The following is a 12,133-nucleotide window of genomic DNA, read 5'->3' as shown; positions in this document are numbered from 1 at the left end:
CTTCATAGGTAAGCGCTTTAGATGTTTAAGAACATTTCTTGTCTTAAAATGGGCCGCTAGCTTTGCTGGGATCCTAATGATGTCGTTTCCATAATAACCTGACCGTCCAGCATACGGATCACGCGATCAGAAAATTTTGCATCGTGCTCACTGTGGGTTACCATGACGATGGTTGTACCCGCTTCATTTAGTTCGGTCAGGAGCTGCATGACTTCGTTACCATTATTGGAATCGAGATTACCTGTTGGCTCATCGGCCAGGATCAGTTTGGGATTATTGACCACGGCGCGAGCAACGGCTACACGTTGTTGTTGACCTCCGGACAGCTGTTGTGGAAAGTGGTTGCGACGATGCATGATCTGAACTTTTTCCAAAACTTCTTCCACCCGTTTTTTACGCTCTGCGGCAGGCACATTGGTATATACCAGTGGAAGTTCCACGTTTTCAAAGACGGTTAGCTCGTCGATCAGGTTGAAACTCTGGAATACGAAACCGATATTGTGCTTGCGAAGATCTGAACGACCGCGTTCCTTGAACTTGGCGACTTCAATATCGTTGAACAGGTAGCTTCCTTCATCCAGGTCGTCCAACAGCCCAATGATATTGAGTAATGTTGATTTTCCGCAGCCCGAAGGGCCCATTACAGCAACAAACTCACCCTCTTTAACATGGATATTCAGGTTATTTAATGCTACGGTTTCCACTTCTTCAGTGCGGTAATACTTTTGAAGATTTGTTATTTTAATCATATTTTTTGCGCTCATGGTTTTATGTTTTGGGCCTTGGCAGTTGCTTTGGGCAGTTATTATTTTTATTGTTGAACTCTTTTTAATTGTTTATTGATCTCTTAACGTTTTTGTCGGGTTGGCAATAGCTGCTTTAAATGCTTGTGAACTTATCGTCAATAAAGCAATGATAATCGCCGTTAGACCACTGATGACAAAAATGGTCCATGAAATCTGGATGTGATGAGCATAGTTGGTCAGCCATTTGTTCATAATTATCCATGCAATCGGAAAAGCAATGATACATGAGATGGCTACAAGAATGACAAATTCACGATTGAGCATCTGGATAAGCTTCGACACAGAAGCCCCCAATACTTTGCGGATACTGATTTCTTTTGCGCGTTGTTCAGTTGCATAAGCGGCCAGTCCAAATAATCCCAAACAGGAAATAATGATTGACATCAAGGCAAATACACTGGATAGTTGTTGCACAAAAAGCTCAGCTTTAAATTTATTGTTAAAGCTATCATCCAAAAAATTATAATCGAATGGGAAGCCAGGATTATTTTTGGCAATAACCTTTTCGATTTGTTGAATGGCACTTGTCAAATCGACTCCAGCTTTCGTTTTGATTGTCATGATGCCATTATCTTTATTCATGGGGAGAAACAGCATAGGCTCAGGATCGGCATACACGTTGTTATAAACAAAGTTCTTGACGACACCAGTAATGGTGAATTTTTCTTCACCGTAACTGATGAAGTTACCGGCGACATGACCATCTTTTCGGATAAGTTTTGCAAATGCTTCGTTGATGATGACTGAGGTGCTATCGCCAACAAAATTTTTATGAAAGTTTCTACCGTCAAAGATCTTTAAGTCCAAAGCAGGTATAAGTCCCTCATCAGCACGTAGCATACCAATCAAAATACTGGCATTTGGATCTTTTCCATCCCAGCTAAAACCGGAAGTATTGGAGTTGATACTAAGGATACTCATGTCACTGACACCGACTTCTTGCACGACTCCGGTTGCCAATAATTGATTTTTGATCAGCGGCAGATGTTTGGCCATATTGCCTTGTAATGCTGTTGTTAATACTTGACTCTTATCAAATCCGAGATCCCTGTCTTTGTTGTATTGAATCTGTTGGTAAATAATAATGGTACAGATAATCAATACAACTGAGGCTGTATATTGCAAGACCACTAACCCTCTACGTATAAGACTCCCGTTTCCTGCTTTCTGTTTAGTCCCTTTGATCGTTGATAGTGGCTTGAACGCAGATAAGAAAAATGCAGGGTAGCTCCCAGCAAATAGACCACAGACAAGTGTTACAGCTAGCAGAAATAAGATGTGAGAAGGGACTAAAAGATTAACCTGAAGTTCTTGGCCTATCATTGTGTTGAAAGGTCCGATAAAGATGTATATCAGCAATATAGCCACAAGGGATGAGATAATTGCCAATACAAGGGATTCACCCAAGAATTGCATGATCAGGGATTTGCGGTTTGCACCAACAACTTTACGCATACCCACTTCTTTTGCTCTTTTTTCGGACCTTGCGGTTGCAAGATTCATAAAATTAATACAAGCAATCAATAAAACAACCCAGGCGATAAAAGTAAATAAACGAATGTTTTTAATACCGCCTTCTTTTTCGATGCCGCTGTTGTCAAACTGATTGTAGGTTATCCAACGTTCCATTGGATAAAGGTAATTTTGAGAGAAAGTGACTTCGCCTTTTGTCTTGTTTTTGACGAAATTCATCATCAGCGTGTTGATCTGCTCAACGTTGGCATTTTTCTCGGTTTGAACGAGTGTTTGGAGGCCATTGTTTCCCCAGGTTTTCAACCACTCCTGTCCAGCTTCGAACTTTTTGAAGGGAATAAGCCATTGAAAATCATAGCTGCTATTTTTCGGAAGATCTTTTATAACGGCTGTGACTATAAATGGCTCGTTATTGTTTGTTTTGACAGTTTTTCCCAATGCAGGACGATTGCCAAATAATTTCTTTGCTGCAGTTTCTGACAGTACAATATTATTGACCTGATCAAAAGCCGTTTTTCGGTCTCCTTCGAGAAATTCTAACGATAGAACATCGGCAATGCTGCCATCTGCGTATACACCGGTTTGAAATATATTATTGTCACCGACAGAAAATAGCATGGGTGAATTCGAACTTATGCGCACAGCATGTTTGATGCCGGGAATTTCTTTCTCTATGCTTTGGGCTAAAGGACCAGGGGTCGATTGGAAAACATAGGTGGCTCCATCGTATGTCTGTTTTGATTTGACAATGTAGATATCCTTTTTGTGGGCAAAATTATCGTTGTAACTCAACTGGTTTTCAACCCATAAAAAAATCAACGATGCCGCAGCAATTCCCACCGCCAGGCCAAAAATATTGAGAAAGCTGTAACCTTTGGTTTTCCAAAGATTACGAAGTGCGGTTTTAATGAAGTTTTTGATCATAATTATCGTGGTATGATGATAGTTGCTATCGAAAATATTGGCTATTTTTCGTACCTCATCTTTTCAATAACCGCCATGGTATTTATTTTTTAATATTTAGTTCCTGGACCTTATCGTAGGTCTCATAGCTTGATACGATGACTTTATCCCCGGGTTGTAGTCCTTTAATGACTTCATAGTATTCTGGGTTTTGTCTTCCAAGTTGGATATCTACACGATATGCCGTACTTCCGTCTTTATCTAATTTGAAAATCCAGTTACCCCCAGTTTGTTGATAAAATCCACCTTTTGCTAACAATAATGCCTTTGTCTCGTCACTTAATGCAAGACGTATCTGAAGGGTCTGACCACGTCTTATACCCTTGGGTACGTCATTGATAAACTCCATATCCACTTGGAATCGGCCATTGGTGACTTGGGTATAGACCTTTTTGATCCGCAATTTGTAGGTTTTGTCACCAATGGAAAATTCGCCCTGTAAATCTGGGAAGATGCGATTGATGTAGTGTTCATCGATATCAGCCCGTACTTTAAAGCCTGTCAAAACGTCAATTTGTCCCAAACGTTCACCTGCATTTTTGTTTTGACCAATTTCTGCATCAAATGATGTTAATTGCCCATCAACAGGAGCTCTTACAATCAAGTCCCCGATTTTTCTTTTCATCAGTTCCAATGCACTTTGTGTACGTTGATAGGTCTGTTTGTCCTGATTGGTTTTTTGTGCATTGGATATCTCGTCTTGTTTTAGGATTTGTTTGGTGAGATGTACTCTTTCCTTTTGATAGTTATATTCATTTTTTGACTTTTCAAATTCTTGTAATCCAATTGCTTTTTCGGCAAATAGTTTTTTATTGAGATTAAAGATACGTTCAGCTTCTCTAAAAGCCTGTTCAACATCAGCCATTTGGTTACGGTTGTTAATGGATGCTTGTTGAGCATTGGTTTGTGCTATCTGGGATTGTGTCAATAGATTCAATACCTGTGTTTCTTGTTGTACAAGTTGGAGTTCCTGATCAGTATTGGATAGCCTCATGATCGGATCGCCCTTTTTTAGAACGGCACCATCTTCAACAAATTTCTCTTCCACCCTTCCTCCGACTGAAGCATCTAAATAAATACTACTGATGGGAAGTACTGTTCCGTTGATCGGGATAAATTCTTGAAAGTTACCATTTTTTATTTCGACAATAGAGATGCGGTCAGCTTCGACATTGAGCTTGCTTTTACCAGATGTAAAATAAAAGCTGGCACTGATCAACCCCACTAAACCAGCTATTCCCACAATGGTCATAATCCGTTTGCTATTCCACTTCTTCTTTTCTAAAGGTCTGTCCATAATTTAATATCAATTTCGTATCTAACTATGAAAGCTGTGCCAATAATTTAATGTACTGATTATTAGTTTTTTATTTTATTTTTATTGCAGTTTGGTGTTCGATAGCGGACACTTCTTGTACGATGCCGTACAACATAAGTTTTGGCTTTCATTCATCTGCTATTTTTTTATCGTTTTTTAATAAGTATTTAAGGTGTTCAATATCGGACAGTTGATTGTACGAACTTGGACATCAAGTCCTATTTGATTTATTTACATTGTTGATATTCAGTTGCTTTTCTGTTTGGCATGGGGATGGTCTGCATGAAAAACAAAAATGGATATGAAGAGAATCTATATATATAGTGTAATGTGTTTTTTATTGAACTATACTAAGGTTCATGCACAAGAAACCGAACGAATTAGCAATGATCGTACTGATGTGCCTATAGACACTGGTAATGATGGAAGTCGGCAAATAGCTAAACGTACACTGGCCGAATGTGTTCAAATGGGCATTAAAGCCAATCCCACATTATTACAGAGTGCGTTAGAGATGAAACGTGCTGATATCGATCTTTCACAGGCAAAAGCAAATCGTTTACCTGATGTAAATGCTAGCCTTGGCCATAGCCTTACCTCGGGACGATCGGTAGACAATTCTACAAATCAGTACATTACTACGAATAACTCTTCGGGGTCTTTTTCTTTGAATGCGAGTGCGCCTGTGTTTAATGGATTAAGGATCTTGAACGACATCCGAATGAAGGCTGATGCGAAAGCTGCAGGAAAGCTGGAATTTGATTCCAGGATCAATGACCTGAAGCTCGATATCATCACTAGCTTTATCCAGGTGCTCACCGCACAAGATGTTTTGAAACAATCTGAATTACAAACAGAAGTGACACGTGAACAAGTGAGACGTGCAGAGACCATGCAGAAAGAAGGTGCTATTAATCCAGGAGATTATTATGATTTTAAGGGGCAACTTGCGAACGATCTAAATATGATCGAAAACAATAAGCAGGTCTTGTATACAAGTCGTGTGAAATTGGCTAGTCTGTTGAATATCGAGGAAAATCAGTTAGGGGAATTAGTGCCTCTAGAACTAGTGGCGGATAGCCAAAACCTAGGTGCTGAACAGCTTTATAAGCTAGCTTCTGAAAATCTGCCAAATATTCCGGCACTGGACTGGCGTATCAAGGCCGCAGAAAAAAATATCAGTATCGCAAAATCATCTTATTGGCCTTCTTTGTCCCTAAATGCGGGATTGGGATCAAATTATTCAAAAAATGGAATGAGTGGGGATTATTGGTACCAGATGAAAAATAATGTTGGAAAATCGATCTCTTTAAATCTTTCAATTCCTATCTTTAACCATTTAAGGACCTATAATGATGTTAAACTGGCCAAATTGGGATTGGAATCTGCCAAGTTCCAGAAGGAGATTGCATTAAATAATCTCAGAACCGAAACTTCGAATGCTGTTTTCAATTTGAAGAATGCAAGTAATATTATTGTGCAATTGCGTGAACAGAATATAAATTTTGCTGAATCTTTTCGCATAGCTAAAGTAGTCTTTGAACTTGGAAACAGTAATTCAGTGCTATTCTTGACTGCTAAGAATAAATATGACAATAGTCAGATTCAATTGGTGGTAAAACAATATGAATGGTTACTGCAAAAATATATCAATGATTATTATGCAGGCGCTTTGAATTTATAGTTATCTTAGTGTCGTGTAAAACAATATATAGCATGAACATGCTGTATATTGATACAGTCACAACCAAAATGAACCGAATCTAAGATTGAGGAAGGTTCCTAAATGCGAATAAGACGCTTATTTAATGAAAGAATAGCTTGCTTATGGTGCTTTTACCATTTAAAAGCTGACGGTGTAAAAAGGATTTATATATGTCGATATAATATATATACTCATGCCAACTTTATTCTAATGAATATCCCTTTTAAAAAGTATAACACCGATTGCGGGGCATGAGTGTCTTAAAAATGATAGACGAATACGATGGGCAGGATATTCCATATGGCCTTTAAATGACAAATTATTTACACATGAAAAAAGCCTCTATTTTAGTCGTTGATGATGACCAGGATTTACTGACAGCAGCAAGGATCTTGCTTAAGCCTAAAGTAAGCCATGTTCAAGTCGAGCCTAATCCTGAAAACTTAATTGGACATTTGGAAAAAACAGCTTATGATCTGGTGCTTTTAGACATGAATTTTAAAAGTAAGATCAATACAGGCAATGAAGGGTTATACTGGCTGTCGCGCATTAAAGAAAAATTCCCGCAAGTTCATGTTATTATGATTACAGCTTACGGAGCTGTCGACCTTGCTGTGAAATCGTTAAAACAAGGGGCATCGGATTTTGTAGTGAAACCTTGGGAGAACGAGCAATTGTTGGCGACAATTGATGGTACTCTTGCTGAAACCAAAAATAAGGAAAAGAAAAATAAGGGTTCACTGTTAAGTACAAGCAGCAGCCCAGATCTCATTGGCAACTCGGTTGTCATGGATGAGCTCCAATATAAATTGGATAAAATCGCACCTACAGATGCGAATATTTTGATACTTGGAGAAAATGGGACAGGTAAAGATTTAATTGCCCAGGCGATACAGCGTAAGTCGCTGCGGTCAGACCGGGTCTATGTTAAAGTTGATGTGGGGGCATTGACGGAAACTTTGTTTGAGAGTGAACTTTTTGGATATAAAAAGGGTGCGTTTACTGATGCTCGTGAGGACCGCCAGGGACGTTTCGAGGCAGCGAACGGGGGAACACTGTTTTTAGATGAAATAGGAAACATATCTTTGCAACAGCAAGCAAAACTATTGACAGTATTACAAAATCGGCAAGTTACTCCGTTGGGTTCTTATCAATCTATACCCATTGATATTCGTTTGATATCCGCAACAAATGTAGCTTTAAAGCAATTGGCGGATGAAAGCCGTTTTAGAAAAGACTTGATCTATCGGATTAATACCGTGGAGATCCAAGTGCCACCATTACGTGAACGGGGAGAAGATATTAAGCTATTGGCTGAGCATTTCTTAGTTGTCTATGCTAAAAAATACAATAAAAGAATAGAAGGATTTGAACCTGATGCCCTGAAAAAGCTCTTTGGGTATTATTTCCCTGGAAATGTGCGTGAATTACAGTATAGCATTGAAAGGGCAGTAATTATGGCTGATCAGGTAAGTATTGCTGGTAATGATCTTTTTTTCTCTCCAATTGAGCAGCAAACCGAATCAGTCTTTGCGGAATCTACATCTGCCAGTCAAAATCTCGAAGAACTGGAGCGAAAAGCCATAAAATCAGCGATTGATCGCTACAACGGAAATATCAGTAAAGCTGCCAAAGAGCTGGGATTGACACGCGCGGCCCTTTATAGACGCTTAGAGAAATACGATATTTAGTCTATGAGACAAGGAAAGGGTTTAAATGCAATTAAGATCATCATGCTGTTGGCAGCAACTGTAATAACAGCATATTTATTGCTTAAGCAGGAATATGTACAAGCTGCTCTGCTATTTTGTGTGATGTTTTACCTTGGCTTTAACCTATACGCCCAGTACAATTTTTTGGCCCGGCAACTGATCGAATTTTCCGAAGCGGTTAAATATCGGGATTTTACAAGACGTTTCTTGGTGAAAAATCCAAAATCTGTGGAGGGACAACTGTTTCTTGCTTTTAATCAGATCAACGAAACTTATAAAGAAATTAGTATTAAGCAGGAGATTCAACATCAATATTTGGATCGCGTGATTAATATGCTGAACTCTGCTATTATTTTTTATGAGCAGGATAGCGGAAAAGTAATGTGGGTGAATGATGCGTTTAAACAACTCTTTCACTTACCACATCTGGGAAACATTACGGGACTGAAAAAGAAAAATCTGGATCTTTACGAAAAGACCATGCTCCTTGAAAATGGTCAGCAACAGATGGAAGCCGTTCAATCGAACAAAGGAAAAATTAAATTATTGATTCAGAGTTCGAGCTTTGATACGCAAGAGGGCGTATTTCGCATTGTTGTGTACCAAAATATCAATGAGGCCATAGACGAAACTGAAACAAAAGCCTGGCATAAATTACTGCGTGTACTTACCCACGAAATCATGAATTCTATTGCACCCATTAGTTCGTTAGCTGAAACATTAAATGGACGGTTGGATCATTTTAGGGGACATGAAGATATCGAGGACCTAAAAACTGGGATATCAACAATTAAACGTAGGAGTGAGGGCTTATTGCATTTTGCAAAAAGTTATCGGATGATTAATAAAGTGGATCAACCTCAAGTACAACCGATTCAAATTGCACAGCTGTTTGAACATATCTATCAGTTATTGGAACCTACTTTAATCCAGAAAAATATTGATGTTGATATTATCCTGAAAAATACCCGTTTGGTACTCTATGCTGATGTTAATTTGATTGAGCAAGTCATAATTAACTTGATGTTGAATGCTATTGATGCAGTAAAGACAAAGGAAGAGGCTTATATCAGTTTGTCTGCAATGGAGGTGGACCATAGGGTACAGGTTCGGATTGAAGACAACGGATCGGGAATTCCTGCTGATCTTCAGGAACAAATATTTACACCGTTTTTTACCACAAAGAAAACTGGTACTGGCGTGGGGCTAACACTAAGTAAGCAGATTATGTTGCTCCATAAAGGTACCATTTTTCTGAACAGTATCGAGGGGGCAGGTAGTGTTTTTGTCCTTCAATTCTAATAGGTTTTGCCAAATAAAGCCGTTTGCTGAATAGACCATATGAGTTTAGGGGAGTGAAATATACGATGTTCCATGTGGAAAAAAATTATTATACAGATGGGATTTTGGTAAAAACAGAGGTAAAGGAATGAGGATGCAAGTGAACTGAATATGTATCTAGGAGGTTAGGTCGTTGGCTTGCTGTACCTAACGAAGAAAATTTAGGTTATACATAATAATAAAGGCGGGTATCATTGTGCCTAAAAATAAAATTTTCGATTTTTGCAGCAAAATGATCTATTTCCTGAAATATTTGAGTCATTATTTTATATCCCATAGCCGACATGGGACACACTCTCCATTTGTTTACAAATTGGTAGATGAAGTAATCTATCGGAAAGATACATTAGAAGCCATATCAAATTTACCAATGGAAATTAAATTTGGGAGAAAGATTGAACAAAAGAAGTATCTACTGATCCAGCGTTTATTGAATGCATTTGATTATGATGACTATGAATATTTGGCTGATATACCAAATGAAAGTTATGCGTTCTTATTAAAGAATAGACGTTTTGCCGGTGTTTCGAGTAAGATTTATTACATTGATCGCCAAAATCTTAATCTGGATTTCCTGACAGGAATGAGAGCCAGTGATATGCTAATTGTGAATGAGCCACATTTGGACAAGGAAAGGACGTCCTATTGGCGCAAATTGAAAGCAGATAATCGGGTGGTAGTTACAATCGATTTGTTTCGTATAGGCCTGGTTTATTTTAGGGAAGGGCAACGAAAAGAGAATTTTCTGATCAGATTTTAATATAAAGGGATTTAGGATATGGAGGTTATATTCTTTTGATGAATTTTAATCTCCATATGTATGACTTTCTGCCATCTCTTATTAAAATGATTCACTTAAAGAGAGATAGAAACCCGATTGACGTTTTTCGCCTTTTCTTTGTTCGCCATAGGAGTAGTCAAAACGAATACTGCTATTATGTTCGAGACTAAAAAAGTAACGTAGGCCACCACCATAGCTTGGCACATAGCGGCTACTGTTTTCCTTGGAGAATGTTGATCCTAGTCCTGAAAATCCTACGATACCGAAGCGAGGATGGAAACGATAGCGCAGTTCTGCTTGTGATGCCAAATAATTCTTGTCTCTATAACGTCCCAGGTAATACCCACGCATCATCATATCCCCTCCCATTTCTCGATAGTTATAGAACGGGATTGTTCTGCCAAAGGTCGAACGAAATATTCCTTGAAGTGCTAAGGTTAACTGTCTATGGAGTGGGATAAATCCCCGGAGATCGATATCTAGATTAGCTCCTGTAAAATCAGTGCTTGTCCATAGCTTGGGGGCATAGGCCAGTCGTAATTTAGCATAGTAACCGCGTGTGCTATAGGAAACATTGTCTCGGTTGTCAAATAACTGAGATACTCCTAATAAGAGTTGTTGTCCACCATCCTTTCCGATAAGATCAGATGTGTTGAATATGCGATCATTGCTATCGCTGCGAATCGTAAAATTATCGTACTGAATATTTATACCAGAATATAGATTATTGGCAATTTTTTTTTCGGCATCAAGTTTTACACGAAATAATTTCTGATCTATACGTTCCTCATCTGCCTTCCAAGTATCCATACCAATACCATAATAATTAAAGGGCCAATTTCGATAGCGGATTTCACTTACAAAATGATAATCGTTATTCGTTGTCCAAAGATCAGTTTGAAATTTGAAATTTGACTGATGCTTGGAGGTAAATGTTCCCATCAGCGTCATTGTAGAAGTTCTGATTTGAGGATCTGATTTATCAATATAAAAGTTATATGAACTGGCTAATCCATATTCAACGCCTGTTTCCTGTGCATAGCCTACAGCTGGCAACACCATAAAACTGCCAGCGCGCGTAGAATCTTTCTCTGAAGAGAGAAATTTTTTGCTCAGTTTTTGAATAATATTTTGAGCTTTCAAATCATTCGATCCTGCTATAATCAGCGCTAAAAGTGCTGTATAGCGTGTCAGTTTTGAAAGTGATTGCGGTAAAATTTGCATGCCCAAAGATAGTATATTAGCCAAATAACCAAAATAGGTAAATACACAATGGAAAATTATTGTGCTGCATATCAGTATAATTGCTAAAAACTGATGTTTTTTTTTGAGAAATATTTTTGTAAAGTGAGTTTTGTGTCTATCTTTGCATCAGCAAACAAGGGAACAACGGTTCAAAATAACGAAGTTTGTTTAGTTCTTTAAATGAAAAAAAAAGTAAAAAATAAACTTGCAAAAATCAAAAGTAAATTCGATATTTGCACTCGCTGAAAAGATAAAGTGTCTGATTAGGCGTTGATAGAACGTAAGTTTAAAAGATATTAGAAGCCTCTTTAGCTCAGCTGGTAGAGCAACTGACTTGTAATCAGTAGGTCATTGGTTCGATCCCGATAAGAGGCTCTAAATGTAACGGAAGTTACAGGTCTGGAGGGGTTCCAGAGCGGTCAAATGGGACGGACTGTAAATCCGTTGCTTCGGCTTCGAAGGTTCGAATCCTTCTCCCTCCACACTTTTTTTAATTGGAGTTTTAGATTTACTCTAGTTTCTAATTATTAAGCGGAAGTAGCTCAGTTGGTAGAGCGATAGCCTTCCAAGCTATAGGTCGCGAGTTCGAACCTCGTCTTCCGCTCAAATTTTTCAAGTATTAAATTTAGTCTCTATCTTCTTTGATAATAATGTATCTAAAGGTGGGGGCATTAATACGTAAATAAGGTTTTTTAGTAAGCCGAAGTAGCTCAGGGGTAGAGCACTTCCTTGGTAAGGAAGAGGTCGTGGGTTCAAATCCCATCTTTGGCTCGTACTTGTGTAAAAGTT

Annotated in this window: 8 protein-coding genes and 4 tRNA genes; 8 read left to right on the top strand and 4 right to left on the bottom strand. The window is 38.4% G+C overall.

Annotated features, from left to right (window positions below):
* Window positions 1–56 precede the first annotated feature (56 nt).
* The 3 genes from HX021_RS11115 to HX021_RS11105 form a co-directional block, all read right to left on the bottom strand.
* Entirely contained in the window at window positions 57–749 is a 693-nt protein-coding gene (locus HX021_RS11115) for an ABC transporter ATP-binding protein (protein ID WP_286590703.1), read from the bottom strand.
* An 87-nt stretch (window positions 750–836) separates the two neighbouring features.
* Complete coding sequence (locus HX021_RS11110) at window positions 837–3,203, bottom strand: ABC transporter permease (protein WP_286590388.1); 2,367 nt, start codon at window positions 3,201–3,203, stop codon at window positions 837–839.
* 82 nt (window positions 3,204–3,285) lie between these two features.
* Window positions 3,286–4,539: an efflux RND transporter periplasmic adaptor subunit gene (locus HX021_RS11105; protein WP_286590387.1), complete on the bottom strand. Its 1,254-nt coding sequence runs from the start codon at window positions 4,537–4,539 to the stop codon at window positions 3,286–3,288.
* Between the two features lie 322 nt (window positions 4,540–4,861).
* Here HX021_RS11105 and HX021_RS11100 point away from each other — a divergent pair, with 322 nt between their 5' ends.
* The 4 genes from HX021_RS11100 (at window position 4,862) to HX021_RS11085 (ending at window position 10,078) form a co-directional block, all read left to right on the top strand.
* Window positions 4,862–6,244 (top strand): TolC family protein, encoded by a 1,383-nt coding sequence (locus HX021_RS11100; protein WP_286590386.1) that lies wholly within the window; start codon window positions 4,862–4,864, stop codon window positions 6,242–6,244.
* A 350-nt stretch (window positions 6,245–6,594) separates the two neighbouring features.
* The gene (locus HX021_RS11095) at window positions 6,595–7,956 is read left to right on the top strand and encodes a sigma-54-dependent transcriptional regulator (protein ID WP_286590385.1); all 1,362 of its coding nucleotides are present in this window, start codon (window positions 6,595–6,597) and stop codon (window positions 7,954–7,956) included.
* Between the two features lie 3 nt (window positions 7,957–7,959).
* Window positions 7,960–9,279 carry a sensor histidine kinase gene (locus HX021_RS11090; protein WP_286590384.1) on the top strand — a complete coding sequence of 440 codons (1,320 nt, stop codon included), beginning with the start codon at window positions 7,960–7,962 and terminating at the stop codon, window positions 9,277–9,279.
* 409 nt (window positions 9,280–9,688) lie between these two features.
* Complete coding sequence (locus HX021_RS11085; RefSeq protein WP_286590383.1) at window positions 9,689–10,078, top strand: hypothetical protein; 390 nt, start codon at window positions 9,689–9,691, stop codon at window positions 10,076–10,078.
* 81 nt (window positions 10,079–10,159) lie between these two features.
* Here HX021_RS11085 and HX021_RS11080 read toward each other — a convergent pair whose 3' ends face one another.
* Entirely contained in the window at window positions 10,160–11,323 is a 1,164-nt protein-coding gene (locus tag HX021_RS11080; protein ID WP_286590382.1) for a BamA/TamA family outer membrane protein, read from the bottom strand.
* Between the two features lie 323 nt (window positions 11,324–11,646).
* On the opposite strand from HX021_RS11080, the gene HX021_RS11075 reads away from it, so the two are divergent.
* The 4 genes from HX021_RS11075 (at window position 11,647) to HX021_RS11060 (ending at window position 12,115) form a co-directional block, all read left to right on the top strand.
* Window positions 11,647–11,719 (top strand) — tRNA-Thr (locus HX021_RS11075).
* A 26-nt stretch (window positions 11,720–11,745) separates the two neighbouring features.
* Window positions 11,746–11,826, top strand: a tRNA-Tyr gene (locus tag HX021_RS11070).
* 49 nt (window positions 11,827–11,875) lie between these two features.
* A tRNA-Gly gene (locus tag HX021_RS11065) sits at window positions 11,876–11,948 on the top strand.
* 95 nt (window positions 11,949–12,043) lie between these two features.
* A tRNA-Thr gene (locus tag HX021_RS11060) sits at window positions 12,044–12,115 on the top strand.
* Window positions 12,116–12,133: the final 18 nt, after the last annotated feature.

This window comes from Sphingobacterium sp. N143 (assembly GCF_030325625.1).
Lineage (GTDB): Bacteria > Bacteroidota > Bacteroidia > Sphingobacteriales > Sphingobacteriaceae > Sphingobacterium.
This window is presented reverse-complemented; position numbering and strand designations above follow the sequence as displayed.

Excerpts from the sequence above, each read along its gene's own strand:
- HX021_RS11115 (WP_286590703.1), bottom strand. The coding sequence starts at position 749 with ATGATTAAAATAACAAATCTTCAAAAGTATTACCGCACTGAAGAAGTG.
- HX021_RS11110 (WP_286590388.1), bottom strand. The coding sequence starts at position 3,203 with ATGATCAAAAACTTCATTAAAACCGCACTTCGTAATCTTTGGAAAACC.
- HX021_RS11105 (WP_286590387.1), bottom strand. The coding sequence starts at position 4,539 with ATGGACAGACCTTTAGAAAAGAAGAAGTGGAATAGCAAACGGATTATG.
- HX021_RS11100 (WP_286590386.1), top strand. The coding sequence starts at position 4,862 with ATGAAGAGAATCTATATATATAGTGTAATGTGTTTTTTATTGAACTAT.
- HX021_RS11095 (WP_286590385.1), top strand. The coding sequence starts at position 6,595 with ATGAAAAAAGCCTCTATTTTAGTCGTTGATGATGACCAGGATTTACTG.
- HX021_RS11090 (WP_286590384.1), top strand. The coding sequence starts at position 7,960 with ATGAGACAAGGAAAGGGTTTAAATGCAATTAAGATCATCATGCTGTTG.
- HX021_RS11085 (WP_286590383.1), top strand. The coding sequence starts at position 9,689 with ATGGAAATTAAATTTGGGAGAAAGATTGAACAAAAGAAGTATCTACTG.
- HX021_RS11080 (WP_286590382.1), bottom strand. The coding sequence starts at position 11,323 with ATGCAAATTTTACCGCAATCACTTTCAAAACTGACACGCTATACAGCA.